Origin of the sequence: Pseudomonas sp. 3MA1 (assembly GCF_029237275.1) — a bacterium.
Lineage (GTDB): Bacteria > Pseudomonadota > Gammaproteobacteria > Pseudomonadales > Pseudomonadaceae > Aquipseudomonas > Aquipseudomonas fluorescens_AP.
Genome location: NZ_JAACFX010000009.1, coordinates 41,534 through 65,752 on the forward strand (window position 1 = coordinate 41,534; position 24,219 = coordinate 65,752).

A 24,219-nucleotide genomic window follows, 5' to 3' on the forward strand; every position below is an offset into this window, starting at 1 on the left:
CCCACAAAAAAGCCCCTGGACCTTGCGGTGCAGGGGCTTTGCGTGATGCCGGGGGTTCAGGCCGCCTTGATCTTGCCGCGATTGTCCTCGACCTTTTGCAGATAATCCTGCAACTGCCGTTGTTCGGCGGCGGTGGTGAACAGGCCCAGCTTGCTCCGGCGCCAGAGAATATCCTCGGCCTTCAGTGCCCATTCCTCGGCGCACAGGTAGTCCACTTCGCGGGTGTACAGGCCGCCCCCCAGGTGTTCACCCAGGTCGTTGAGGCTGTGCACGCCTTCCAGCAGGCGCCAGGTGCGGCTGCCATAGGTGGTGGCCCAGCGGCGGGCGATCTGGCTGGGCACCCAGTCGAACTTCTTGCGGATGGCTTCCGCCAGGGCTTGGGGCGTGCTCATGTTTTCGCCGCCGGGCAGGGTGGCCTGGGCGGTCCAGCTGGGCTTGGCCTGCTTGAAGTAGGGCGCCAGTTGCGCCATGGCCGATTCCGCCAGCTTGCGGTAGGTGGTCAGCTTGCCGCCGAACACCGAGAGCAGCGGAGCTTCCTCGCCAGTGCCGGAAAGGGCCAGGGTGTAGTCGCGAGTCACCGCCGAAGGGTTGTCGGATTCGTCGTTGCACAGCGGGCGAACACCGGAGTAGCTGTGCAGGATGTCGCTGCGGCTCAGCTGCTTCTTGAAGTGCGCGTTGACCACTTGCAGCAGGTAGTCGGTTTCGCCTTCGGTGATTGCGACCTTGGCCGGATCGCCGGTGTATTCGCGGTCGGTGGTGCCGATCAGGGTGAACTGATCGAGGTAGGGAATGGTGAAGACAATGCGCTGGTCTTCGTTCTGCAGAATGTGCGCGTGCTCGCCTTCGTACAGCTTGGGCACGATCAGGTGGCTGCCCTGGATCAGGCGGATGCCGTAAGGCGATTCCAGCTTGAGGTCGTCCTTGATGAACTTGGCGACCCAAGGGCCAGCGGCGTTCACCAGGGCCTTGGCGCTGATGGAGAACAGGCTGCCGTCGGCGCGCTCCAGTTCCAGTTGCCACAGGCCCTTGCTGCGCCGGGCGCTGACGCAACGGGTCTGGGTGTGCACGTGGGCGCCGTGTTCACGGGCGGCCATGGCGTTGAGCACCACCAGGCGCGCATCGTCGACCCAGCAGTCGGAGTATTCGAAGCCTTTGCTGATTTCGGCCTTCAGGGGGCTGTCGGCAGCGAATTTCAGGCTGCGCGAACCGGCGAGTTTTTCCCGCTTGCCCAGGTGGTCATACAGGAACAGGCCGGCGCGAATCATCCAGGCCGGGCGCAGGTGTGGCCGGTGTGGCAGGACAAAACGCATGGGCTTGACGATATGCGGGGCCTTGGCTAGCAGCACTTCGCGCTCGGCCAGGGCTTCGCGTACCAGGCGGAATTCGTAATGTTCGAGGTAGCGCAGGCCACCGTGGATCAGCTTGCTGCTGGCCGACGAGGTGTGGCTGGCCAGATCGTCCTTTTCGCAAAGGAACACGGACAAGCCGCGACCTGCCGCATCCGCGGCAATTCCAACACCGTTGATCCCACCGCCGATGACGGCGATATCGTAAACCTCGGAGAGAGGGCGCGCGGGCAAGGTAGAAGTGGGCATCGACGGGCCTCGTGTTGCTTTGGTATTTGAATTCGAACATTAATGTTCATTTTCGAAAATACTAGCGCATAAGCAGGCGCGTATCCAGCGCGCTTCGATTGAAAAAACTGATCGAAGCGCTCTGAAAGGAAAGTTTTCGAACATTAACCAGGATGGTGGGCTTGATGGGCGTCGATGGGCGAGGGGCGGGTGGTCGGCCGCGCGTTTTCGACAATGCCGGACTCCCGGGTTGGGGGCCTTGGCGCGCGGCTCGATCCTTTGTGGCAGGGAGGGGAGGGCTCAGACCACTTCGAGGCGGATCTTGTGCTGGTTGAGCAGTTGGGTCAGGGCCGGGACCGGTTGCTGGTCGGTGACCAGGCAGTCGATCAGGCTGATGGGGCCGAGGCGGATCATGGCGTTGCGCCCGAACTTGCTGGAGTCGGCGGCCAGGATCACTTGCCGGGCATTGGCGATGATCGCCTGGGATACCCGCACTTCCTGGTAGTCGAAGTCCAGCAGGCTGCCGTCCTCGTCGATGCCGCTGATGCCCACCAGGGCGAAGTCGACCTTGAACTGATTGATGAAGTCGACGCTGGCCTGGCCCACCACGCCGCCGTCACGGCGCACATTGCCGCCGGTGAGCAGCACGTCGAAATCATCCTTGGCACTGAGCATCGAAGCCACGTGCAGGTTGTTGGTGATGATCTTCAGGTGGCTGTGGTTGAGCAGGGCGCGGGCGATGGATTCGGTGGTGGTGCCGATGTTGATGAACAGCGAGGCGTGATCGGGGATCTGCGCGGCAACGGCTTCGCCGATGCGCTGCTTTTCGTCGCGCATCTGGTCGGCGCGCATGGCGTAGGCGGTGTTTTCGACGCTGGAGTCATAGGCTGCGCCGCCATGGTAGCGGCGCAGCAGATTGGCTTCCGCCAGCTGGTTGATATCGCGGCGGATGGTTTGCGGGGTCACAACGAACAGCTGGGCCAATTCCTCGATGCTGACGTAGCCGCGTTCGCGGACCAGATCGAGGATTTGCTGCTGACGGGGAGGCAGATTCATGGGGCTTCCTTTGGGCTGCCGTGCAAAATTTGCCCATGATGCCGCAGGAATCCCCTCCCGACCAGTTACAAGCGGTTACCTATCCACGGCTTGGCTTATTTGGCCTCTTCGTGGGGTTCCCAGTCGCGGGTGCGGCTGACCGCCTTCTTCCAGCCTGCGTACAGGCCTTCTTTTTCCGCTTCGGCCAGTTGCGGTTCGAACTCGCGCTCGATCACCGCCTTGCCCCGCAGCTCTTCCAGGCTGCCCCAGAAACCGCAGGCCAGGCCTGCCAGGTAGGCGGCGCCCAGGGCGGTGGTTTCGCGCATTTGCGGGCGCTCCACCTGAGTGCCGAGGATGTCGGCCTGGAACTGCATGAGGAAGTTGTTGGCCACCGCGCCACCGTCCACCCGCAGGGCTTTGAGGCGTTCGCCGGAATCCTGCTGCATGGCGTCGAGCACGTCGCGGGTCTGGTAGGCGATGGATTCCAGGGCGGCGCGGATGATGTGATCCACGCGCACGCCACGGGTCAGGCCGAACAGCGCGCCACGGGCGTAGGGGTCCCAGTAGGGCGCGCCCAGGCCGGTGAAGGCCGGTACCAGGTACACGCCGTTGCTGTCCTTGACCTTGTTGGCGAAGTATTCGGTGTCGTGGGCGTCGTTGATGATCTTCAGTTCATCACGCAGCCACTGCACGGTGGAGCCGCCATTGAATACCGCGCCTTCCAGGGCGTAGGCCACTTCGCCGCGTGGGCCGCAAGCGATGGTGGTGAGCATGCCGTGCTGGGATTTGACCGCCTTGTCGCCGGTGTTCATCAGCAGGAAGCAGCCGGTGCCGTAGGTGTTCTTGGCCTGGCCCGGTTCGACGCACATCTGGCCGAACAGCGCCGCTTGCTGGTCGCCGGCGATGCCGCCGATGGCGATACCGCTCTTGGTGCGGCCGTAGATTTCCGACGAGGACTTCACCTCGGGGAGCATTTCCCGCGGGATATCCAGCACCTCCAGCATCTTCGCGTCCCACTCCAGGGTGTGGATGTTGAAGAGCATGGTGCGCGAGGCGTTGGTGTAGTCGGTGACGTGGGTCTTGCCGCCGGTGAATTTCCAGATCAGCCAGCTGTCGATGGTGCCGAACAGCAACTCGCCGCTACGGGCGCGTTCGCGGCTGCCTTCGACGTTGTCGAGGATCCACTTGAGCTTGGTGCCGGAGAAGTAGGGGTCGGTGACCAGGCCGGTGGTTTCACGGATGTAGTCTTCCAGGCCGTCGCGCTTGAGCTGCTGGCAGATCTCGGTGCTACGGCGGCACTGCCAGACGATGGCGTTGTAGATCGGCCGGCCGGTGGTCTTGTCCCAGACCACGGTGGTTTCCCGCTGGTTGGTGATGCCGATGGCGGCCACCTGGTCGTGATGCAGGCCGGCTTGCGCCAGGGCCTCGACCATTACCGCGCTCTGGGTGGCGAAGATTTCCATCGGGTCATGTTCGACCCAGCCGGCTTGTGGGTAGTGCTGGGCGAACTCGCGCTGGGCGGTGCACACCACGTTGGCGTCGCGGTCGAAAATGATCGCCCGGGAGCTGGTCGTACCCTGATCGAGGGCAATGATGTAGTTCTTATTCTGAATGTCGGTCATGTCGATTGCCTTGGACGAAATAAGGGAGTGGAAACAGGCGCGTGATCGATTTGGGCAGGATCACGCGCCGCGAGATTCAAGAAACTTTGACTTTGCCATCGGCGGCCGATGCGCTCTCGGGAGCAGCGACGGCGTTGGGCAGGTGCCGGGCAATCAGTCCGCGATAAGCGGCCGCACCCAGGCAGGCGCCGAGGATCGGGGCGAAGACCGGCACCAGGAAGTACGGAATGTCACGGCCGCCGGTGAAGGAGATTTCACCCCAACCCATCACGAACGTCATCAGTTTAGGTCCGAAGTCCCGCGCCGGGTTCATCGCGAAGCCGGTCAGCGGGCCCATGGCGCTGCCGATCACGGCGATCAGCAGGCCGATCAGCAGGGGCGCCATCGCGCCGCGAGGCAAGCCGTTGTTGTCGTCGGTCAGGGACATGATCACGCCCATCAGGATCGCAGTGATCACCACTTCCACCAGGAACGCCTGGGCCGTGGACAGCGCCGGGTTGGGGAAGGTCGAGAACACCGAGGCCAGTTCCAGGCTGGCCTGGGAGCCGCGGATCATCTGGTGAGCCTGTTCGAAATCGAAGAACAGGTTGCTGTACAGCGTGTAAACCAACAGCGCCGCGCAGAAGGCGCCAGCGACCTGGGCCAGGATGTAGAACGGCAGTTTGCGTTTTTCAAAGTCGGCGAACAGGCACAGGGCGATGCTCACGGCAGGATTGAGGTGCGCGCCGGAAACGCCGGCGGTGAGGTAGATCGCCATGCTCACGCCGATCCCCCAGATGATGCTGATTTCCCACAGGCCGAAGCTGGCTCCCGCGACCTTGAGCGCCGCGACGCAGCCGGTGCCGAAGAAGATCAGCAGCGCAGTACCCAGGAACTCGGCCATGCATTGGCCCGATAGTGACGGTTGTTGCAGAGCAGTTGTCATTGTGAACCTCGTTTTTTGTTGTTGTCTGGCGCTGCTGCAAAAGGCATGGAGCGCGACTTCCAACGAAGACGGAATCCCCATTCCGGCCTCGTCTTGCTGCTGGGTGCAACGGTGCATCTACTGCATGATATTCAGAAACGAAAAAATATAGACAAGAAACACCGCTGTCAAAGGTCGAAAGTGAACGGCTGGTCATTTTATAGATATCAATCAAATGAATGATCCAGGGTGATAGTCCCGGGAGTGACAGGTGGTGCTGCGCTGCTGTCCGTGGCCAGGGCTTATCAAGGCCTGGAATAGAGCCTTTTGCCGATTAATGGCCTAAAATTCGCGCGCTCGGTTTTGCCTTTTCGTCCCCCTTGGAGCTGCCATGACCCCTGCACTGGATCTGCTGAAAAAAGTTCGCGCCGAACATCGTATCCACAGTTACGAACATGATCCCAAGGCGGCCTCCTACGGTCTGGAGGCGGCGGAGAAGCTCAGTCTCGATCCGGCGCGGGTGTTCAAGACGCTGCTGGCCAGCAGCGAGAAGGGGGAGTTGCTGGTGGCGGTGGTGCCGGTCGCCGGCAGCCTCGACCTCAAGGCCCTGGCCCACGCGGCCGGGGTGAAGAAGGCCGAAATGGCCGATCCGGCCGCGGCCCAGCGCGCCACCGGCTACCTGCTGGGGGGCATCAGCCCGCTGGGGCAGAAGAAGCGTCTGCGGACCTTCATCGACAGCAGTGCTCAGCCTTTGGCCAGTATTTTTGTCAGTGCCGGTCGTCGTGGCCTGGAAGTGGAGTTGGCTGCAACCGTGCTGGCCGAGCAGACCCAGGGCAAGTTCGCCGACATCGGTCGCCCTTGAGCCCAGGCGTTGGTGGTTGAACAGGCCGCTGCTGTATGCCGGAAAATCTTCTCGTCTGTGTCTGTCGCGCTCCCGGTCACGCAGGCCATGCTGGCCGCCGACTGATCAGGGAGAAAGGCTATGCAGCTTGAGTTTCAACAGATCGATGCGTTCAGTGATCAACCCTTTGCCGGCAACCCGGCCATGGTTTACCGGCTTGATGCATGGCTTGACGACACACTGATGCAGCAGATCGCCGCCGAGCACAATCTGGCGGAGACCGCGTTTGTGGTGCGTGAAGCCCAAGGCTGGCGGATTCGCTGGTTTACCCCGGCCACCGAGGTGCCCTTGTGCGGGCACGCCACGCTGGCCAGTGCCTACGTGCTGTTCGAGGTGCATGGCGAGCCGGGGCCGCGCATTGAGTTTCTCAGTCGCTCGGGGCCCCTGAGCGTTACCCGTGAAGGCGGCGTGTTGTGGCTGGACTTTCCTCTGCGCAGCCCGCGTCGCCAGCCCGACGCGGAGCAGGTGGCGCAGATACTCGGCGCCAGGGTCATCGATCTGCAAGGTGCCAATGAACTGTTGGCGGTACTGGAGTCGGAGCAGGCGGTGCGTGATTGCCGGCCGGATATGGCGGCGCTGGCCAAGTTGCCCTGGCCGGGAGTGATTGTCACCGCGCGGGGTGAGCGGCATGACTTTGTCTCGCGGTATTTTGCCCCGGCCATCGGCATCGACGAGGACCCGGTGACGGGCTCGACCCATTGCTGCCTGACGCCTTACTGGGCGCAGCAATTGGATAAACAGCAGTTGAGCGCGTATCAGTGTTCGGCGCGAGGCGGGGCGTTGTTCTGTCGTTTGGAGGGCGAGCGGGTGAAGATCGGCGGGCATGCCCGGCTGATTGCCAGCGGGCATTTGCACCTGGAATGACTGCGGTGGGGTTTTCGCCGGCAAGCCGGCTCCTACAGTGTGTTGTTGTAGGCGCTGGCTTGCCGGCGAAGGCGGCTCAATGAGCGCTGCTGTAGCGCCTTACCCCTGAGTCGCTATGGGGAATCTGGGCCGCTGTGCTACCCGAGGCCTGGAATAGCACCAGGTGTTCCGCCGCGACCCGAATGCCCACATCCGCTCCGACCTGATGGTCGGCGTGGCTGGGGAAGATCGATTCCAGTTGGCTGCCGGTGGGCAATTGCAGGCGATACAGGGTCGAGGCGCCGAGGAAGGTCTTGCCGACGACTCGGGCTTTCAGGTCACTGTCCGGCGCGTGGACGATGTCGTCCGGGCGCAGCAGGACGTCCACCGCGCCACCGGTCGGCCAGGTATAGGCCCGGTTGCCCTGCAGTACGCCCAGTTCGGTCTGCACCGATTCTGGCGTGTGCAACTGGCCACGAATGAAGTAGCCCTGGCCAATGAAGCTGGCGACGAAGGGCGTCTGTGGTTCGTGATAGAGGTTGTAGGGGGTGTCCCACTGCTCCAGGCGGCCCTCCTTGAACACGCCGACCTGATCGCTCACGGCAAAGGCTTCTTCCTGGTCGTGGGTGACCAGGATCGCGCTGGTGCCGCGGGCCTTGAGAATGTCGCGCACCTCGTGGCTGAGCTTGCGCCGCAGTTCGCCGTCGAGGTTGGAGAAGGGCTCGTCCAGCAGCAGCAATTGCGGTTCTGGCGCCAGGGCGCGAGCCAGGGCCACGCGTTGCTGCTGGCCGCCGGACAGTTCGTGGGGAAAGCGCTGGCCGAGGTTTTTCAGGTTGACCAGCTCCAGCAGTTCGGCGACCACTCGCTCTTTGTGCGGATGCTTGCGGATGCCGAATGCGATGTTGTCCGCCACGCTCAGGTGCGGGAACAGCGCATAGTCCTGAAACACCATGCCGATCCGGCGTTTCTCCGGGGCCAGGGTGAAACCGGCGCTGGAAATGGTTTCCCCGGCCAGTTGGATCTCGCCTTCGTGCACCGGCTCGAACCCGGCAATGGCACGCAGGGTGGTGGTCTTGCCGCAGCCGGACGAGCCCAGCAGGCAGCCGATGTCCCCGGCGTTGAGGTGCAGATTGAGGTTCTGCACCACGCGTTGGTCCTGGTAGCCGCATGCCAGATTGCGCAGGTTCAGCAGTAATGGCTGGCTCATGCGTGGTGGTACGCCGGCTCGACGAGAAACTCGAGCAGGGCCTTTTGCGCGTGCAGACGGTTTTCCGCCTGGTCCCAAGCCACTGAGCGAGGGTCGTCCAGCAGGTCGAGGCTGATTTCCTCGCCGCGGTGGGCAGGCAGGCAGTGCATGAACAGTACGTCCGGGGCGGCCAGGTCGAGCAGCGCGCGGCTGACCTGGAAGGGCGCAAACAGTTGCAGGCGCTTGGCGGTCTCTTCTTCCTGGCCCATGGAGGTCCAGACGTCGGTGCTCACCAGATGGGCGCCGATCACGGCCTCGCGAGGGTCGCGGACGATGGTCACGCGATCGCCGGCCCTGGCGACAAATTCCGCGTTGGGCTCGTAGCCTTCGGGACAGGCGATGCGCAGCTGGAAGTCGAACTGGATGGCCGCTTCTATATAGCTGTTGCACATGTTGTTGCCGTCACCGATCCAGGCCACGGTCTTGCCCTGGATCGAGCCGCGGTGTTCGAGGAAGGTCTGCATGTCCGCCAGCAGTTGGCAGGGGTGCAGGTCATCGGACAGGCCGTTGATCACCGGTACCCGGGAATTGGCCGCGAACTCGGTCAGGGTGCTGTGGGCAAAGGTGCGGATCATCACCGCATCGAGCATGCGCGACATGACGATGGCGCAGTCGCCGATCGGTTCGCCGCGACCCAGCTGGGTGTCCCGTGGCGAAAGGAAGATGGCTTGGCCGCCCAGTTGGATCATGCCGGCTTCGAAAGACAGTCGAGTACGGGTCGACGACTTCTCGAAAATCATGCCCAGTACACGATTTTTCAAAGGCTCGAAGAGTACGCCGCGGTTACGCAGGTCCTTCAGCTCGATGCCTCGACGAATCACACTGACCAGCTCTTCGGGCGTGCAATCCATCAGGGAGAGAAAGTGCCTTGCGCTCATCATTAACTACCTTTTTGCAACGGACCGCAGATTCTCAAAGCCTTGTTTAATCGAGCAACGGGCTGGACCTGCGGCGAAAGCCGCACGGGGCGACGAAATAGGAGAAGGCGCGATCTTATAATTAAATGTCGCGTCTTACCAATAGTGCTACGGCGTTCATGGGCATTCAGAGAGGCCAGGACGCGAATGCGCTGGCGCTTTTGAGACCGTTTTTCAGACAGCAGCCGGGCATTTGTACACTGCCCCGACGCGGCTTGGCAATCGAGTGTGACGCCCGTTGTGCGGCGCAAACCCGGTGATTCGTGGCGCCGGACTGACAGCATTGATCATGACCTGGGCTGATGGCCGTGAATTCATGGGGCGAACGTCGCTGGTGTCGGCAGAGCCCAGCCGCCATAGTTTTGGCTTCCTGCGGCCCTGTGCGGGGCGCCTTCAAACAATAGAGACTGGCCATGACCAAGACTCTCCATCACCGTGCCTGCCACCTGTGTGAAGCCATCTGCGGCCTGACCCTGGAAATCACTGAAGAGCCGGGCAGCGCTCCGCGCATCACCTCGATCAAGGGCGACCCCCTGGACAGTTTCAGCCGTGGCCATGTGTGCCCCAAGGCCGTGGCCCTGCAGGATATCCAGAATGATCCCGACCGCCTGCGCCAGCCGGTGCGCCGTGTGGGCAACCAATGGCAGCCCATCGGCTGGGACGAGGCCTTTGCCCTGGTGGCCGAGCGTCTGGCGGGCATCCAGCAGCGCCATGGCAACAATGCCGTGGCGACCTACCAGGGCAATCCCAGCGTGCACAACTATGGGCTGATGACCCACAGCAACTACTTTCTCGGCCAGCTCAAGACTCGCAACCGCTTCTCGGCCACATCGGTCGATCAATTGCCTCATCATCTGACCAGCTACCTGATGTATGGCCACGGCCTGCTGTTGCCGATTCCGGATATCGATCACACCGATTTCATGCTGATCCTGGGCGGCAATCCCCTGGCCTCCAATGGCAGCATCATGACCGTGCCGGATGTGGAGAAGCGCCTCAAGGCCATTCAGGCCCGGGGCGGCAAGGTGATCGTGGTCGACCCGCGGCGCAGCGAAACCGCGGCGATGGCCGATCAGCACCTGTTTATCCGGCCGGGGGGCGATGTGGCGCTGCTGTTCGGTCTGCTCAACAGCCTTTTAGACGCGGGGCTGACCCGCGACAGCCATTTGCCGGTGGATGGGCTGGCGGAGGTGCGCCAGGCGATTTCTCGGTTCACTGCCGAAGCCATGAGCCCGTTGTGCGCCATTCCGGCAGCGCAGATTCGTCAGCTGGCGCGGGATTTCGCTTCGGCGGACAAGGCGGTCTGTTATGGGCGCATGGGCGTGTCGGCCCAGGCCTTCGGCACGCTGTGCCACTGGCTGCTGCAGTTGCTCAATCTGGTCACCGGCAACCTCGACCGGGTCGGCGGTGCCTTGTGTACCCAGCCGGCGGTGGACCTGGTGGCGGCGACCTCGGGCGGTCATTTCAATGTCTGGCAGAGTCGGGTTTCCGGGCTTCCCGAGTACGCTGGCGAGCTGCCGGTATCGGCCCTGGCCGAAGAGATGCTCACCGAGGGCGAAGGGCAGGTGCGGGCCCTGATCACCGTGGCCGGCAACCCGGTGTTGTCCACGCCCAATGGCCGGCAACTGGAGCAGGCCCTGGAAGGGTTGGAGTTCATGCTCAGCATCGATCTGTACATCAATGAAACCACCCGTTATGCCGACCTGATCCTGCCGTCCACCTCGGCTCTGGAGAATGATCACTACGACACCACCTTCAATCTGTTCGCGGTGCGCAATGTCAGTCGCTTCAATCGGGCGATCCTGCCCAAGCCTGAAGGGGCGCTGCATGACTGGGAGATCTTCGTCGGCCTGGCCAAGGCATTTGCCGCGCAGACCGCCAGCCCGTTGAAGCCAACCCTGGCACCCGCACAGATGATCGACATGGGCTTGCGCGCCGGGCCTTACGGCGACGCCTCGCCGCTCAAGCTGTCCCTGGCGACTCTGGATGAGCATCCCCACGGTATTGATCTTGGGGCGCTGCAGCCGAACCTGGCGGCCCGCTTGAAAACCGAGAATCGGCGGATCCAGGCCGCACCGGCGCCGATCATGGCCGATCTGCAGCGCTTTGCCGCGTTGAGTGCGCCAGCGCCGGGCGAGTTGTTGCTGATCGGGCGTCGTCATGTGCGCAGCAATAACTCCTGGATGCACAACTATCACCGCCTGGTGAAGGGCAAGCCTCGTCATCAGCTATTGATGAATCCCGATGACCTGGCCCAGCGGGGCCTGAGTGATGGTCAGCGGGTGCGAGTCAGTTCCCGGGTAGGCGCGGTGGAGGTGGAAGTGCTGGCCAGCAGCGAGATGATGCCGGGCGTGGTGAGTCTGCCCCATGGCTGGGGGCATCGGCGTCCCGGTGTGCAGATGAGCATCGCCATGGAGCAGCCCGGATGCAGCGCCAATGATCTGACCGATGAGCGTCAGCTCGATGCGTTGTCCGGGAATGCGGCATTGAATGGGGTGCCGGTGACCGTGGAAGCGGCCTGAGGTGTCTGTCGGAGAGGCCGAGCAGGGCGCTCAGGATTCCGTTACAATGCGCCACCGTGCCGACAACAGAGTCGGAAAGTTCAGCCGAGGTGTTCCATGGATATCATCGAAACTATTAAAGAGCAGATTGCCAACAACACCATTCTGCTCTACATGAAAGGCTCGCCGAATGCCCCGCAGTGTGGCTTCTCCGCAAAAGCCGCTCAGGCCGTAATGGGCTGTGGTGAGAAGTTCGCTTACGTGGACATCCTGCAAAACCCTGAGATTCGCGCCAACCTGCCCAAGTACGCCAACTGGCCAACTTTCCCGCAACTGTGGGTGGCCGGTGAGCTGGTCGGCGGTAGCGACATCATGGCTGAGATGTTCGCCAATGGTGAGCTGCAGAGCCTGATCAAGGCTGCTGCCGAAAAAGCGGCTGCCAAGACCGAAGCCTGACGCGAACTTCTTATTCGCGGTCAATAAAAAGCCCCGCCTCTCTTACGAGGGCGGGGCTTTTTATTGCTTGGGATCGGACGTTGGTTATTCGTCGCCCATTTGCGATTGCAGGTAGTTCTCGATACCCACTTTATCGATCAGGCCCAGTTGGGTTTCCAGCCAGTCGATGTGTTCTTCTTCGGATTCCAGAATGTCTTCCAACAGTTCACGGCTGCCGAAGTCACCCACCGACTCGCAGTGAGCGATGGCGGCCTTGAGGTCGGCGTGGCCGGTGCGTTCGATTCGCAGGTCGCACTCGAGCATTTCCTTGGTGTGTTCGCCGATGTGCAACTTGCCCAGGTCCTGGACGTTGGGCAGGCCTTCGAGGAAGAGGATGCGCTTGATCAGCTTGTCCGCATGCTTCATCTCGTCGATGGACTCGTGGTACTCGTGCTTGCCCAACTTGTTCAGGCCCCAGTCTTCATACATGCGCGCATGCAGGAAGTACTGATTGATCGCGACCAGTTCATTGGCAAGGATTTTATTGAGATGCTGGATGACTGTAATGTCGCCTTTCATGTTGGGGTCCTGCCCTTTAATTAGTGAAATAAGGGCAGAGTCTGAGCCGCACACACATTACTGTCAAACCTAAGTTATTGAATAATATATGAAAATTAATCGGAATAAGAATGTTTGTGTTCCGCGTTTTGCGCCTAAGCGATTGAATTACAGACATAAAAAAACCGGACGCTAGGTCCGGTTGTTTCAAATGCGGCTATTTATTCGGCACATCAAGCAACATTAAATTCCACTGGATAGGGAATGGCCGCCTGGCTGCTCTGCAATTCGGTCAGGGTTTCGCGAACCACTTGCTTGGCCAGGCAGGCGCATTTGCCGCATTGGCTGGCGACGCCGGTGGCCTGGCGCACTTCACGGTAGCTGCAGCAGCCTTCGTAGATTGCTTCGCGAATTTGTCCGTCGGTGACACCGGTGCAGAGGCAGACATACATGGGATGAGAACCGTCGCTGGTTAGGGCTCAATTGCGATGGATCTTAATGTTAACGAGAATGATTGTCAAAGTTGTTTCGGCGACCTTTGTTGCAGTTTCCTACCGGGGTGACGAACGGTTTTGTTCGCGATAGTGACAGATGATTCGCATTTTCCGCTTTGTGAGCCGGGCAGATGAAAAACCGTTAAGGACAGCTCAAAGACGCGGTGTATGATGGCCGGTCCTTGCGAAGCGGGGTCGGGTCACAGAGCTGTCGCATCAGCGTGGCAGGCTCAAGGCCAATCCCCTTCTTCATTACTACGTCCACACCAGGAGATATCCAATGAGCGTACTCGTAGGCAAACAAGCCCCTGACTTCACCGTACCGGCCGTTCTCGGCAATGGCGAAATCGTCGACAGCTTCACCCTGTCCTCGGCCATCAAAGGCAAATACGGCCTGGTGTTCTTCTACCCACTGGACTTCACCTTCGTTTGCCCGTCCGAGCTGATCGCTCTGGACCACCGCATGGCTGACTTCAAGGCGCGCAACGTCGAAGTGATCGCTGTTTCCATCGACTCGCACTTCACCCACAACGCCTGGCGCAACACTCCGATCAATGCCGGCGGCATCGGTCAGGTTCAATACATCATGGCCGCTGACATGAAGCATGAAATCGCCAAGGCCTACGACGTTGAGTCCGAAGGCGGCGTGGCTTTCCGTGGCGCGTTCCTGATCGACGACAAAGGCGTTGTCCGCTCGCAGATCGTCAACGACCTGCCGCTGGGCCGTAACATGGAAGAGCTGATCCGTCTGGTCGACGCTCTGCAATTCCACGAAGAGCACGGCGAAGTCTGCCCTGCCAACTGGAAGAAAGGCGACAAGGGCATGACCGCTTCGCCAGAAGGCGTTGCTGCTTACCTGAGCGAGAACGCCGGCAAGCTGTAAGGCTTGGCGTCACGCATAAAAAAACCGGCCTCAGGGCCGGTTTTTTTATGGGGCTGTGACATTCGACATTCAGTCGTCGAAATCCTGCCAGCCGCCCATTTGCTTCCAGCGGTTGACGATGCCGCAGAACAGCTCGGCGGTTTTCTCGGTGTCGTAGCGGGCCGAGTGGGCCTCGCGACCGTCGAAGTCGATGCCGGCGCTCTGACAGGCCTTGGCCAGAACGGTCTGGCCGTAAGCCAGGCCCGCCAGGGTGGCGGTGTCGAAGCTGGAGAACGGGTGGAACGGGTTGCGCTTCATGTCCAGGCGCGCCACGGCGGCATTGAGGAAGCCCAGGTCGAAGCTGCTGTTGTGGCCCACCAGGATCGCGCGTTTGCAGCCATTGGCTTTCAGGGCCTTGCGCACGCCACGGAAAATATCGGTGAGGGCGGCTTCTTCGCTGACGGCCATGCGCAGCGGATGGTCGAGCTTGATCCCGGTGAACTCCAGGGCCGCGGCTTCGATGTTCGCGCCTTCAAAAGGCTCGACACGGAAGAAGTAGGTGTGTTCGGGGAACACAAAGCCCTTTTCGTCCATGCCGATGGTGGTAGCGGCAATCTCCAGCAGGGCGTCGGTGGCCGAGTTGAAGCCACCGGTTTCTACGTCGACGACTACCGGCAGGTAACCGCGAAAGCGCGCCGCCATCGGGTGGCGGGGGCCGCCGCTGCTGCCGTCTTGTTCGTCGTCGAAATGGTCGTCACTCACGAGTGATCCTCCAGCAGGCGCCAGCGCAGTTTTTCACCGGCGCGCAGCGGAATGACTGTCAGCTCGCCGAACGGCAGGCTGGCGGGGGCGGTCCATTCTTCACGAACCAGGGTGATGCGATCGGTGTTGGCCGGCAGGCCGTAGAAGCGCGGACCGTTGAGGCTGGCAAAGGCTTCCAGCTTGTCCAGGGCGTTGCGCTGTTCGAACGCTTCGGCATACAGCTCGATCGCGGCGTAGGCGCTGTAGCAGCCGGCACAACCGCAAGCGGCTTCCTTGGCATGCTGGGCGTGGGGCGCGGAGTCGGTGCCGAGGAAGAACTTCTCGCTGCCGCTGGTGGCCGCATCCAGCAGGGCTTCCTGGTGGGTGTTGCGCTTGAGGATCGGCAGGCAATAGAAGTGCGGGCGAATACCGCCCACCAGCATGTGGTTGCGGTTGTACAGCAGGTGGTGCGCGGTGATGGTGGCGCCAACGTTGGCCGAAGCCTCCTTGACGAACTGCACGGCTTCACCGGTGGTGATGTGCTCGAACACCACTTTCAGGCTGGGGAAGCGCTCGACCACACGCCGCATGTGTTCATCGATGAAGAGTTTCTCGCGGTCGAAGACGTCGACCTCGCCGCGGGTCACCTCACCGTGGATCAGCAGCGGCAGGCCGACTTCAGCCATGGTTTCGAGCACCGGGAAGATCTTGTCGATGCTGGTCACGCCCGAATCCGAGTTGGTGGTCGCACCGGCCGGATACAGCTTGGCGGCGTGCACAAAGCCACAGGCCTTGGCCGCGCGGATCTCGTCCGGCTGGGTGCGGTCGGTCAGGTAGAGCACCATCAGCGGCTCGAAGCGGCTGCCGGCCGGGCGCGCAGCGAGAATACGCTGGCGATAGGCGTCGGCTTCCACGGCGTTGCGCACCGGAGGTACCAGGTTGGGCATGATGATGGCGCGGCCAAAGGTGCGCGCGACATCTGCGACTGTATTGGGCAACACGGCACCATCGCGAAGATGAATATGCCAGTCGTCGGGACGCAGCAGGGTCAGGCGGTCGGACATGGGAGGTTCCAGGCGGGTAAAACTCGGGGGAATGCTACCGGAAAAGACTCTTCCAGGCACTCGCTATCAAGTTTTGCGACGAGCAACCGATATCCCGAAGGTATGGCGTATTAACGCCTGTCGATTTTTCTGTTGTACACGTCAGTGGAGCCTCCCGTGCGCCAGCGTTATCTAGCCTTGCTCAGTGTGTTTGCCAGCCTGCCCGCGATGGCTCTCACTTTCCAGACTCGTCTGGAGAGCATTGAGTGGACGGTCGAAGGCGACAAATTCGAGTGCCGCTTGATCCAACCGGTGACCGATTTCGGTTCCGGCGAGTTCGTTCGCCGCGCCGGTGAGCAAGCGATTTTCCGTCTCAAGAGCTTCAACCCGATGCAGGCCGGAGGCTCGGCGACTTTGCTCGCGGCCGCCGCTCCCTGGCAGCCGGGGCGTGGCGACATCAACCTCGGAGCGGTCAAGGCCGGCAGCGATGGGGTGCTGTTCAACAGCAACCAGATGCAGGCCGGACGCTTGATCGTTGGCTTGCTGGAAGGGCGCAGCCCGGTGGTTCGGCATTTCTCTCGCGAGGGCGGGGTTTCCGAAGTGCGCTTGTTGCCTGTGAAGTTCAGCAAGGCCTATGGCGACTATCAAAGCTGCATGGCCAAGTTGCTGCCGATGAACTACGAGCAGGTCAAGCAGGCCGAGATCGGTTTCCCCGGTGGCGGCATTGACCTGGATGCCCGGGCCAAGGCCAAGCTGCAAGTGATGGTCGACTTCATCAAGGCCGACCCGACGGTCAACCATGTCGAGCTCGATGGCCACTCGGACAACAGCGGCAATCGCTTGACCAACCGTGACCTGTCCCGTCGCCGGGCCCTGGCGGTGATGGAGTTCTTCAAGGCCAACGGCCTGGCGGAAAACCAGATCGTGGTGCGCTTCCATGGCGAGCGTTACCCGCTGGCGCCCAACACCAATGCCGCCAACCGGGCGAAGAACCGCCGGGTCAATGTGCATCTGGAGCGGGTCGCCCCCACCGAAAAGCCGGCTCCGGCGCCTCAGGCCGCCTCCGGTTCCAGCGCTGCGGCGACTTCCTGATACGGCTGTCATCGTCGCGCGCTCGACATAATCTGTCGCTTGGTCGTCATAAGCTGTCGCGCCTCTGTAAATTATCGGCGTGGATCGGTAGACTTGGCGGCTTTCCGTACAACCCCGTGGAGTGATGGCATGGCGGACGTTAACAAGGTCGTTCTGGCGTATTCGGGCGGCCTGGACACTTCGGTGATCCTCAAGTGGCTGCAGGATACTTACAACTGTGAAGTAGTGACTTTCACTGCTGACCTGGGCCAAGGCGAAGAGGTCGAGCCGGCCCGCGCCAAGGCGCAAGCCATGGGCGTCAAAGAGATCTACATCGACGATCTGCGCGAAGAGTTCGTGCGTGATTTCGTTTTCCCGATGTTCCGCGCCAACACCGTCTACGAAGGCGAGTACCTGCTGGGTACTTCCATCGCTCGTCCGTTGATCGCCAAGCGTCTGATCGAGATCGCCAACGAAACCGGCGCCGACGCCATTTCCCATGGCGCCACCGGCAAGGGCAATGACCAGGTGCGTTTCGAACTGGGGGCCTATGCCCTCAAGCCGGGCGTGAAAGTGATCGCTCCCTGGCGCGAGTGGGACCTGCTGTCCCGCGAGAAGCTGATGGACTACGCCGAGAAGCATGGCATTCCAATCGAGCGTCACGGCAAGAAGAAGTCGCCGTACTCGATGGACGCCAACCTGCTGCACATCTCCTATGAAGGCGGCGTGCTGGAAGACACCTGGACCGAGCACGAAGAAGACATGTGGCGCTGGACCGTCTCCCCGGAGAAGGCACCTGACACCCCGCAATACCTGGAACTGACCTACCGCAACGGTGACATCGTCGCCATCGACGGCGTGGAAATGACCCCGGCTACCGTGCTGGCGACCCTGAACCGCATCGGTGGCGAACACGGCATCGGTCGTCTGGACATCGTCGAGAACCGTTACGTGGGCATGAAGTCCCGTGGCTGCTACGAGACTCCGGGTGGCACCATCATGCTGCGCGCCCACCGCGCCATCGAGTCCATCACCCTGGACCGCGAAGTGGCTCACCTCAAAGACGAGTTGATGCCCAAGTACGCCAGCCTGATCTACACCGGCTACTGGTGGAGCCCTGAGCGTCTGATGCTGCAACAGATGATCGACGCCTCCCAGGCCCACGTGAACGGCGTGGTGCGCCTGAAGCTGTACAAGGGCAACGTGATCGTGACCGGTCGCAAGTCCGATGAGTCGCTGTTCGACGCCAACATCGCCACCTTCGAAGAAGACGGCGGTGCCTACAACCAGGCGGACGCAGCAGGTTTCATCAAGCTCAATGCCCTGCGCATGCGCATTGCTGCCAACAAGGGACGGACCCTGATCTGATCCTGAGTGGTTGAAAAAAGAGCCCCGCCTTATGCGGGGCTTTTTTTTGCTTCATTGATTAATTCAACCGCTTGTTGCTGCTGGCCAATGCCTGGATAGAAACGTCGATGAGACAAAACCAAACTATGGATGGCGGATTTATCAACGCTTGTCGTTGGAAAAGATAGTTGGGTGTGTGATTTTTTAGTACGAAAAGTAGCTGATTTGAAGATTAATCCTAAGCGTATTTTCCGTTAAACGACCTTTATCTAATTTATTTTGTAAGGCAAATCGGTATTGTTTGTAAGGATCGTCCTCGTAGGGTCGTAGCCCCTTTTGGCACGGTGCCAGAGTCAATTCTCTGGGGTATTGTGCGGGCTCTAAAAAACTCTAAGTACGTGGATGGACCTATGAAAAGAGTATTGATCGTGGACGATCATCCTGTTGTTCGCCTCGCTGTTCGCATGTTGATGGAGCGTCATGGTTTTGAAGTAGTGGCGGAGGCGGATAACGGTACGGACGCATTAAAGTTGGCTCTTGAATATGTTCCCGATATCTTGATTCTGGATATTGGCATACCGCAACTTGATGGACTTGAAGTTATAGCGCGCCTCATGTTCAGAAGTTTGCCGATCAAGATCCTGGTGTTGACGCTGCAAGCGCCCGGGCCCTTTTCCATGCGCTGCATGCAGGCCGGTGCCGCCGGTTACGTGTGCAAGCAGCAGGACATTACCGAACTGATCAGTGCAGTGCGGGCCGTGTTGGCGGGTTACAGCTACTTTCCCAACGAGGCCTTGCACACTTTCCGTTCCAGCCAGGGCATCAGCAGTGAGGAAGAAATGATCGAGCTTCTTTCAGGGCGTGAGTTGATCGTATTGAAACAGCTCACCAATGGCATGAGTAACAAGGAGATCGCTGAAGGTCTGTGTCTGAGCAACAAGACGGTCAGTACTTATAAACGGCGGTTATTGGCCAAGCTCAATGCGCGCTCATTGGTTGACCTGATCGAGTTTGCCCAGCGCCATCAGTTGGCGTGAGTCTTGCCGTTCGAGACGATGCTGGACTGCCAGCTCTGAAAGTACGAATAGGGCCGGTCATGCCCGCAGGCTGATCGGCCGGACGTGACGGCAAGACAGGCACAAAAAAACCTCCTTGTGGAGGTTCTTTTGCGACTTAAAGGTCAAAGTCGTAATCGGCCAGTTGTTTCTGCAGACGCCGCTCTTCCAGAAGATTGTCGATGGTGCGGCGCTTGCTCAGATTGGTTTTCGCCACTTCGACCACCGGTTCGACATCGTCTGTTTCCGCGGCGATGAAGTCTTCTTCTACGTCCAGTTGTTCTTTGCCAGTGCTCATAAGGTCAACTCCAGGCTAAGACTGCCATTGGCGCTCCTTATATCGATATTCTCCTGGCGGGTAAAAAAGATTTTTTCAATCGACTCATCGACAAAATCAATGCTTCCTCAATCGTCGGAAGTCTTCTGCTTGTATTCGCACAGGTCTTCGATTCGGCAGCTGCCGCAACGTGGCTTGCGGGCCAGGCAGACATAGCGCCCATGCAGGATCAGCCAGTGATGGGAGTCCAGCAGGAACTCCTTGGGCACGAACTTGAGCAGCTTTTTTTCCACTTCCACCACGTTCTTGCCCGGGGCCAGGCCGGTGCGGTTGCTGACCCGGAAGATGTGGGTGTCCACCGCCATGGTCAACTGCCGGAAGGCGGTGTTGAGGACCACGTTGGCGGTCTTGCGCCCGACGCCGGGCAGGGCCTCCAGCTCTTCGCGGGTCTGCGGCACTTCGCCGTTGTGGCGTTCCACCAGCAGGCGGCAGGTTTCGATGACGTTCTTGGCCTTGCTGTTGTACAGGCCGATGGTCTTGATGTACTCGGACAGGCCTTCGACTCCCAGGGCATGGATCGCCGCGGGGGTATTGGCCACAGGGAAGAGTTTGGCGGTCGCCTTGTTGACCCCGACGTCGGTCGATTGCGCCGAAAGAATCACCGCGATCAGCAGCTCGAACGGCGAGGAATAGGCCAGTTCGGTCTTGGGCTCGGGGTTGTCTTCATGAAGTCGGCGAAATATTTCCAGGCGTTTGGCGGCATTCATGGGTGGTTCATTTCCTCGAAGACTGTCGTTTGAAGGGCGATGAGGCGGTCCAGGCCCGCTTTGCCGCCAGCAACAGGCCCAGCAGGATAAAGCCACCGGGGCCCAGAGTCAGCAGGCGCACGCCGCCCTGGGGCAGCAGCACCCAGCCGCTGCTGTCGCCGCTCTGGCCGACCAGCCAGCCCAGATGGCTGCCCAAGGCGCCGGTGCCCAGCAGCTCGCGCAGCGCGCCCAGCAGTACCAGTGCGCCACAGAAGCCGACGGCCAGGCGCAGCCGGTCGCGGTGCTGGAAGAATCCCGCCTGTTCCAGCATCACGCATTGCAGGGGCAGCAGGCCCAGGTACAGGCTCAACTGCTGGTGAAGTTCATAACTCAAGGTTTGCAGCGCCAGCCACAGGCAACTGCCGAGGGATGCACCAAGCAGCAGGCTGGCGAGCCACTGCTGCTGGCGTTGCAGGTGCGTTCGCAGCAGGCCCATGCCAGCCCCAAACAAGCCGAGCAGCAGCGCGGATGCCAGGGCCAGGCCCAGGGCCTTGACCCAGGAGTCGGTGGCCCCGATCAACGGTGTCAGCATCAGCAGGCCCGGCAAGGTCAGCGGCTTACTCATGGGCGGCCCCCGCCAGCAGTTGCTGGCGATGTTCGTCGAAGTAGCGCAAGGCGTCGTGCAAGGCGCTGATCACCGCGCGCGAGGTGATGGTGGCGCCGGCGATCTGATCGAACTGGCCGCTGTCCTTCTTCAAGGCCCAGGCGGCATCGCCCGGATCGCTGCGGGACTTGCCGGAAAAGCCTTGCAACCAGGGGTTGGGCCAATCAGCGATCCGTCCGCCCAAGCCGGGTGTTTCATCCTGCCTGAGGGTCTTGCTGCCCAGCAGGCGGCCCTGGCTGTCGATGGCGATCAACAGCTCGATGGGGCCGGCATAGCCGCTGACCTGGCTGCGCAACAGCACGGCGCTGGGCTGACCCTGGCGGGTGGCCAGGTAGCCCTGCAGCAAGCGGCTGTTGTCCAGCTGCACATCCTTCAGGGACAGTGGCTGGTCCAGGGGTTGGTTGTCGTAACTGGCGACGGGCAGCAGGTCGAGCAGCTTGCGCGCCTGCAGGGCCCGTTGCTCGGCGGCGATACGCGGCGCCGCAACCGAGTGCAGCCACAAGGTCGCCCCCACGCCCAGGAAACCGAGCAGGATCAGCAGAAGCAGGCCGCTGGATTTTTTCATGCTCAGGCGTTCTCCGGTTTTGCGGCGCACAGGCGTTCCAGTGCCGGCACCGTCAGATTCATCAGCAGCACGGCGAAGGCGACGCCGTCGGGGTAGCCGCCCCATGTCCGGATCAGGTAGGTCAGCAGGCCGACGCCGACGCCAAACAGCAGCCTGGCTTTTTCCGTCTTGGGCCCGGATACCGGTTCGGTGACGATGAAGAAGGCGCCGAGCATGCTGGCGCCGCTGAGCAGATGAAACAGCGGCGAGCCATGGGAGTCTGAGCCCGTGCCGTTCCAGCACAGCAGGCTGATGACCAAGTGGCTGCCCAGCATGCCCACCGGCGCCTGCCAGCCGATGACCCGCTGCTGCAGCAGGAACAGGCCTCCGGCAAGAAAACCCAGATTGATCCATTGCGCGGCACGTCCGCCGAAGTGGCCGAAGGCGGGGTTGCTGGCAAAGAGTTCGTCGAGGGTCAGGCTCTTGTTGATGCGCAGACTGTCCAGCGCCGTGGCTTGGGCCCAGGCATCCACGTGCAGACCGTCAGTGAGGCCGAAGACCTGTTGCAGTCCCGCGAGCAGATCCATGGCGTGGGGCGCGGGCCAGTGGGTCATCGATTGGGGAAAGCACAGCAAGGCCAGGGCGTATCCAAGCATCGCCGGATTGAATGGATTCTGGCCGACTCCGCCGTACACCTGCTTGCCCAGGGCAATGGCCGCGGCCGCGGCGCTGAGCGGCAGCCACCAGGGGCAGTAAGGTGGCAAGGCCAGGGCCAGCAACGTGGCGCTGACCAAGGCGCTGCCATCGCCAAGGCCGCTTGGCAGCGCACGCTTTCTCAGACGCAGCGCCAGGGCTTCCATGGCCAGGGCGCCGCACGCCGCCAGCAACAGGTTGAGCAGCACGCCCCAGCCGAACCACCAGAGCAACACCAGCAGCCCGGGCAATGTGGCCAGCAGCACGCGCTGCATGGCCTGGCGCAGGCGCGGATCGACGCCGTCAGCGGTCAGCATGGGCCTGCACCTGGCGTTCGGCTTCCTGCAGGCGCGCCTGAGCCTCAGCCAGTTGCTCGGCTTGGGTATCAGGTTGGCGCTGCAGTTTGTTCAGTTCGGCGCGGGCGTAGGCCAGTTCGGTTTTCAGTTGCCGCAGTTGGGGATCGATCGGGCGCTTCTCGATACGCGCCAGGACCGGGGCCGGTTTGCCGCAGGCGTCCTCGGCGGCGTGCAGCGCTTGTTCGGCGGCCGCCAAGGCGGCGCTCAAGGCTTGCAGCTCGGCGTCGGAGGCTTGTGCGGCCTGGGCCTTTTTCAGTTCGGCGCGGCGGCTGGCCAGCTGGATCTTGGCCCGCTTGAGTTCGGCGTCCTTGGCCACGGGGGCCGCCGGGGCGGGCGCCGCCGACTGCAACTGAGCCAGGGCCTGTTCGGCGGCTTCGAACTGACGCTGCAGAACGATGAGCTGCGTTTGCTGCTCGAAGGTCGGTGGATGACCGAAGGCCTTGAGGGATTTGTGCAATTGAGCGCGGCTCATGGCCAGCTCGATCTTGGCTTTTTTCAACGCCGCGTCGGCGGCCGCGGCTTTCTGCGCGCGGACCCGCTCGATGGCCGCCTGCAGCGGATTCTGGCTGTCGTCGACCGCCTGCGCGGCTTTCTGCGCGCGCGCCTGACGCTCGGCCAGGCGTCGGGCTTCTTCGCGTTGCAAGCGCTCGTTGCGCTGTTCGAAGCGCCGTCGCGCCTGCTCGCGCTTGTGGTTGCGGGCCTGCAGTTGCTCGGGGCTGGTGGCCAGGCCGCCAACGATCGGCACCACCTTGGCCTCGGGCAACGGCAGCATATCGATGCAGTCCACCGGACAAGGCGCCACGCACAAGTCGCAACCGGTGCATTGGTCGATCAGCACGCTGTGCATCCATTTGGCCGCGCCGACGATGGCGTCCACCGGGCAGGCCTGGATGCACTTGGTGCAGCCAATGCACTCCGCTTCGCGGATATGGGCGATCTGTGCCGGCGCCTGGCCGCGGCTGTGGTCCAGCTCCAGCACCGGCAACTTGAGCAGTTGCGCCAGGCCGGCAATGGTTTCCTGGCCTCCGGGCGGACACTTGTTGATGGCCTCGCCATTGGCGATGCCCTGGGCGTAGGGCTTGCATCCGGGATGGCCACATTTGCCGCACTGGGTCTGGGGCAGCAGGGCATCGATGCGTTGAATCAGACTCATGTTTTGATCAGTCCGTTGAAGCCGAAAAACGCCACTGCCATCAGGCCGGCGCTGATCAGGTCGATCGGCAGGCCGCGCCAGGGCAGGGGAATATCGTTGGTGGAAATACGCTGGCGCAGGTCGTTGAACAGGCTCAGCACCAGCCAGAAACCCAGTCCGGCCCCCAGGCTCATGGCGCTGAGGGTGGCCAGGTCCAGATCGTCCCGGGTGCCGATCAGCAGCAGGCCGAGCATGCCGGCATTGCCCAGAAGCAAGGGCCAGAGGCCGTCGAATGGCAAGCGCGGCAGGGCGCGGGACAGCAGCCTCAGCAGCGGCTTGATCAGCAACAGGCTCAATGGCAGCCAGATGAACAGTTGCAGCGCCTCCAGCCCCCAGGGCTGCAGCAACCCACGATAAAGAACATGCCCCAGCACGCTGCTGAGCAGCATCAACCCCGTGGTTGCCAGCCCCAGCGCATGAACCCGTTGCCGGTTGCTGTCCGCCTGCAACAGCGGATCGACGCCCAGCGGCCATTGCAACACGAAGTTGTTGATCAGGACGGTGCTGAAAAGGGCGAGCAGGAAGTGGGTCATGGTGGCGGCCGGTGCGAGCAGGCTATCCCTCAAGAGTAGGCAAACTCTGCGCGCACGCAGGGTCG

General features: G+C 61.7%; 25 protein-coding genes. 8 read left to right on the forward strand and 17 right to left on the reverse strand.

Annotation, left to right across the window (positions count from 1 at the left end; translation table 11 throughout):
* Nucleotides 1-56: 56 nt before the first annotated feature.
* The 4 genes from glpD to GWQ44_RS22480 all read right to left on the reverse strand — a co-directional run bounded on the left by glpD (nt 57) and on the right by GWQ44_RS22480 (nt 5,156).
* A complete protein-coding gene (gene glpD, locus GWQ44_RS22465; RefSeq protein ID WP_275928295.1) occupies nt 57-1,595 on the reverse strand; it encodes a glycerol-3-phosphate dehydrogenase in 1,539 nt (512 codons plus the stop codon).
* 279 nt (nt 1,596-1,874) lie between these two features.
* Nucleotides 1,875-2,630, reverse strand: coding sequence for a DeoR/GlpR family transcriptional regulator (locus GWQ44_RS22470; RefSeq protein ID WP_011063123.1), 756 nt, complete (start codon nt 2,628-2,630; stop codon nt 1,875-1,877).
* A gap of 95 nt (nt 2,631-2,725) precedes the next feature.
* A complete protein-coding gene (glpK, locus tag GWQ44_RS22475; RefSeq protein ID WP_016963983.1) occupies nt 2,726-4,231 on the reverse strand; it encodes a glycerol kinase GlpK in 1,506 nt (501 codons plus the stop codon).
* A gap of 76 nt (nt 4,232-4,307) precedes the next feature.
* Nucleotides 4,308-5,156, reverse strand: a complete 849-nt coding sequence (locus tag GWQ44_RS22480) for an MIP/aquaporin family protein (RefSeq protein ID WP_016963982.1) — start codon at nt 5,154-5,156, stop codon at nt 4,308-4,310.
* Nucleotides 5,157-5,526: 370 nt separating this feature from the next.
* Here GWQ44_RS22480 and ybaK point away from each other — a divergent pair, with 370 nt between their 5' ends.
* Nucleotides 5,527-5,997 (forward strand): Cys-tRNA(Pro) deacylase, encoded by a 471-nt coding sequence (gene ybaK / locus GWQ44_RS22485; protein ID WP_047305870.1) that lies wholly within the window; start codon nt 5,527-5,529, stop codon nt 5,995-5,997.
* 120 nt (nt 5,998-6,117) lie between these two features.
* Complete coding sequence (locus tag GWQ44_RS22490; RefSeq protein WP_275928296.1) at nt 6,118-6,900, forward strand: PhzF family phenazine biosynthesis protein; 783 nt, start codon at nt 6,118-6,120, stop codon at nt 6,898-6,900.
* A 76-nt stretch (nt 6,901-6,976) separates the two neighbouring features.
* Here GWQ44_RS22490 and GWQ44_RS22495 read toward each other — a convergent pair whose 3' ends face one another.
* Both GWQ44_RS22495 and argF read right to left on the reverse strand, forming a co-directional pair.
* Entirely contained in the window at nt 6,977-8,086 is a 1,110-nt protein-coding gene (locus tag GWQ44_RS22495; protein ID WP_016963979.1) for an ABC transporter ATP-binding protein, read from the reverse strand.
* The gene (gene argF, locus GWQ44_RS22500) at nt 8,083-9,003 is read right to left on the reverse strand and encodes an ornithine carbamoyltransferase (protein WP_020372525.1); all 921 of its coding nucleotides are present in this window, start codon (nt 9,001-9,003) and stop codon (nt 8,083-8,085) included. The genes GWQ44_RS22495 and argF overlap by 4 nt, the downstream gene beginning before the upstream one ends.
* A gap of 452 nt (nt 9,004-9,455) precedes the next feature.
* Between argF and GWQ44_RS22505 the strand changes: the two genes are divergently transcribed.
* Nucleotides 9,456-11,564, forward strand: coding sequence for a molybdopterin oxidoreductase family protein (locus tag GWQ44_RS22505; RefSeq protein WP_275928297.1), 2,109 nt, complete (start codon nt 9,456-9,458; stop codon nt 11,562-11,564).
* Nucleotides 11,565-11,660: 96 nt separating this feature from the next.
* Complete coding sequence (grxD, locus tag GWQ44_RS22510; RefSeq protein ID WP_011063114.1) at nt 11,661-11,999, forward strand: Grx4 family monothiol glutaredoxin; 339 nt, start codon at nt 11,661-11,663, stop codon at nt 11,997-11,999.
* A gap of 84 nt (nt 12,000-12,083) precedes the next feature.
* Here grxD and bfr read toward each other — a convergent pair whose 3' ends face one another.
* Together bfr and GWQ44_RS22520 are read right to left on the reverse strand one after the other, a co-directional pair.
* Nucleotides 12,084-12,557, reverse strand: a complete 474-nt coding sequence (bfr, locus tag GWQ44_RS22515; RefSeq protein ID WP_011063113.1) for a bacterioferritin — start codon at nt 12,555-12,557, stop codon at nt 12,084-12,086.
* 212 nt (nt 12,558-12,769) lie between these two features.
* Nucleotides 12,770-12,988 carry a bacterioferritin-associated ferredoxin gene (locus GWQ44_RS22520; RefSeq protein ID WP_011063112.1) on the reverse strand — a complete coding sequence of 73 codons (219 nt, stop codon included), beginning with the start codon at nt 12,986-12,988 and terminating at the stop codon, nt 12,770-12,772.
* Nucleotides 12,989-13,310: 322 nt separating this feature from the next.
* Between GWQ44_RS22520 and GWQ44_RS22525 the strand changes: the two genes are divergently transcribed.
* A complete protein-coding gene (locus GWQ44_RS22525) occupies nt 13,311-13,913 on the forward strand; it encodes a peroxiredoxin (RefSeq protein WP_011063111.1) in 603 nt (200 codons plus the stop codon).
* Between the two features lie 69 nt (nt 13,914-13,982).
* On the opposite strand, the gene rnt is transcribed toward GWQ44_RS22525, so the two are convergent.
* Nucleotides 13,983-14,654, reverse strand: coding sequence for a ribonuclease T (rnt, locus tag GWQ44_RS22530; RefSeq protein WP_016965320.1), 672 nt, complete (start codon nt 14,652-14,654; stop codon nt 13,983-13,985).
* Nucleotides 14,651-15,697: a dihydroorotase gene (gene pyrC / locus GWQ44_RS22535; RefSeq protein WP_275928298.1), complete on the reverse strand. Its 1,047-nt coding sequence runs from the start codon at nt 15,695-15,697 to the stop codon at nt 14,651-14,653. Before pyrC ends, rnt begins: the two co-directional genes overlap by 4 nt.
* A gap of 156 nt (nt 15,698-15,853) precedes the next feature.
* Between pyrC and GWQ44_RS22540 the strand changes: the two genes are divergently transcribed.
* The 3 genes from GWQ44_RS22540 (at nt 15,854) to GWQ44_RS22550 (ending at nt 19,131) form a co-directional block, all read left to right on the forward strand.
* On the forward strand, nt 15,854-16,768 hold the full coding sequence (locus GWQ44_RS22540; RefSeq protein ID WP_016965322.1) for an OmpA family protein: 915 nt from the start codon (nt 15,854-15,856) through the stop codon (nt 16,766-16,768).
* A 129-nt stretch (nt 16,769-16,897) separates the two neighbouring features.
* Nucleotides 16,898-18,115 (forward strand): argininosuccinate synthase, encoded by a 1,218-nt coding sequence (locus GWQ44_RS22545; protein ID WP_016965323.1) that lies wholly within the window; start codon nt 16,898-16,900, stop codon nt 18,113-18,115.
* A gap of 389 nt (nt 18,116-18,504) precedes the next feature.
* Nucleotides 18,505-19,131, forward strand: a complete 627-nt coding sequence (locus GWQ44_RS22550) for a response regulator transcription factor (RefSeq protein ID WP_016965324.1) — start codon at nt 18,505-18,507, stop codon at nt 19,129-19,131.
* Between the two features lie 136 nt (nt 19,132-19,267).
* Here the strand turns inward: GWQ44_RS22550 and GWQ44_RS22555 are convergent, their stop codons facing one another.
* The 7 genes from GWQ44_RS22555 to GWQ44_RS22585 form a co-directional block, all read right to left on the reverse strand.
* The gene (locus GWQ44_RS22555) at nt 19,268-19,447 is read right to left on the reverse strand and encodes a hypothetical protein (RefSeq protein WP_016965325.1); all 180 of its coding nucleotides are present in this window, start codon (nt 19,445-19,447) and stop codon (nt 19,268-19,270) included.
* A gap of 107 nt (nt 19,448-19,554) precedes the next feature.
* Complete coding sequence (nth, locus tag GWQ44_RS22560; RefSeq protein WP_016965326.1) at nt 19,555-20,193, reverse strand: endonuclease III; 639 nt, start codon at nt 20,191-20,193, stop codon at nt 19,555-19,557.
* A 7-nt stretch (nt 20,194-20,200) separates the two neighbouring features.
* Nucleotides 20,201-20,797, reverse strand: coding sequence for an Rnf-Nqr domain containing protein (locus GWQ44_RS22565; protein WP_047305865.1), 597 nt, complete (start codon nt 20,795-20,797; stop codon nt 20,201-20,203).
* Complete coding sequence (locus GWQ44_RS22570) at nt 20,790-21,401, reverse strand: RnfABCDGE type electron transport complex subunit G (RefSeq protein WP_047305941.1); 612 nt, start codon at nt 21,399-21,401, stop codon at nt 20,790-20,792. Before GWQ44_RS22570 ends, GWQ44_RS22565 begins: the two co-directional genes overlap by 8 nt.
* Before the next feature lie 2 nt (nt 21,402-21,403).
* Entirely contained in the window at nt 21,404-22,390 is a 987-nt protein-coding gene (locus tag GWQ44_RS22575) for an RnfABCDGE type electron transport complex subunit D (protein ID WP_275928299.1), read from the reverse strand.
* Complete coding sequence (gene rsxB / locus GWQ44_RS22580) at nt 22,377-23,582, reverse strand: electron transport complex subunit RsxB (RefSeq protein ID WP_275928300.1); 1,206 nt, start codon at nt 23,580-23,582, stop codon at nt 22,377-22,379. Before rsxB ends, GWQ44_RS22575 begins: the two co-directional genes overlap by 14 nt.
* Nucleotides 23,579-24,154, reverse strand: coding sequence for an Rnf-Nqr domain containing protein (locus tag GWQ44_RS22585; protein WP_047305862.1), 576 nt, complete (start codon nt 24,152-24,154; stop codon nt 23,579-23,581). The genes rsxB and GWQ44_RS22585 overlap by 4 nt, the downstream gene beginning before the upstream one ends.
* Nucleotides 24,155-24,219 lie beyond the last annotated feature (65 nt).

Coding starts and splice junctions, on each gene's coding strand:
- bfr (WP_011063113.1), bottom strand. CDS start 12,557: ATGAAAGGCGACATTACAGTCATCCAGCATCTCAATAAAATCCTTGCC.
- glpK (WP_016963983.1), bottom strand. CDS start 4,231: ATGACCGACATTCAGAATAAGAACTACATCATTGCCCTCGATCAGGGT.
- GWQ44_RS22550 (WP_016965324.1), top strand. CDS start 18,505: ATGAAAAGAGTATTGATCGTGGACGATCATCCTGTTGTTCGCCTCGCT.
- GWQ44_RS22525 (WP_011063111.1), top strand. CDS start 13,311: ATGAGCGTACTCGTAGGCAAACAAGCCCCTGACTTCACCGTACCGGCC.
- ybaK (WP_047305870.1), top strand. CDS start 5,527: ATGACCCCTGCACTGGATCTGCTGAAAAAAGTTCGCGCCGAACATCGT.
- pyrC (WP_275928298.1), bottom strand. CDS start 15,697: ATGTCCGACCGCCTGACCCTGCTGCGTCCCGACGACTGGCATATTCAT.
- GWQ44_RS22495 (WP_016963979.1), bottom strand. CDS start 8,086: ATGAGCCAGCCATTACTGCTGAACCTGCGCAATCTGGCATGCGGCTAC.
- GWQ44_RS22480 (WP_016963982.1), bottom strand. CDS start 5,156: ATGACAACTGCTCTGCAACAACCGTCACTATCGGGCCAATGCATGGCC.
- GWQ44_RS22505 (WP_275928297.1), top strand. CDS start 9,456: ATGACCAAGACTCTCCATCACCGTGCCTGCCACCTGTGTGAAGCCATC.
- GWQ44_RS22565 (WP_047305865.1), bottom strand. CDS start 20,797: ATGAGTAAGCCGCTGACCTTGCCGGGCCTGCTGATGCTGACACCGTTG.
- grxD (WP_011063114.1), top strand. CDS start 11,661: ATGGATATCATCGAAACTATTAAAGAGCAGATTGCCAACAACACCATT.
- GWQ44_RS22555 (WP_016965325.1), bottom strand. CDS start 19,447: ATGAGCACTGGCAAAGAACAACTGGACGTAGAAGAAGACTTCATCGCC.
- GWQ44_RS22570 (WP_047305941.1), bottom strand. CDS start 21,401: ATGAAAAAATCCAGCGGCCTGCTTCTGCTGATCCTGCTCGGTTTCCTG.
- argF (WP_020372525.1), bottom strand. CDS start 9,003: ATGAGCGCAAGGCACTTTCTCTCCCTGATGGATTGCACGCCCGAAGAG.
- GWQ44_RS22520 (WP_011063112.1), bottom strand. CDS start 12,988: ATGTATGTCTGCCTCTGCACCGGTGTCACCGACGGACAAATTCGCGAA.
- GWQ44_RS22490 (WP_275928296.1), top strand. CDS start 6,118: ATGCAGCTTGAGTTTCAACAGATCGATGCGTTCAGTGATCAACCCTTT.
- GWQ44_RS22585 (WP_047305862.1), bottom strand. CDS start 24,154: ATGACCCACTTCCTGCTCGCCCTTTTCAGCACCGTCCTGATCAACAAC.
- GWQ44_RS22470 (WP_011063123.1), bottom strand. CDS start 2,630: ATGAATCTGCCTCCCCGTCAGCAGCAAATCCTCGATCTGGTCCGCGAA.
- GWQ44_RS22575 (WP_275928299.1), bottom strand. CDS start 22,390: ATGCTGACCGCTGACGGCGTCGATCCGCGCCTGCGCCAGGCCATGCAG.
- glpD (WP_275928295.1), bottom strand. CDS start 1,595: ATGCCCACTTCTACCTTGCCCGCGCGCCCTCTCTCCGAGGTTTACGAT.
- rsxB (WP_275928300.1), bottom strand. CDS start 23,582: ATGAGTCTGATTCAACGCATCGATGCCCTGCTGCCCCAGACCCAGTGC.
- nth (WP_016965326.1), bottom strand. CDS start 20,193: ATGAATGCCGCCAAACGCCTGGAAATATTTCGCCGACTTCATGAAGAC.
- GWQ44_RS22545 (WP_016965323.1), top strand. CDS start 16,898: ATGGCGGACGTTAACAAGGTCGTTCTGGCGTATTCGGGCGGCCTGGAC.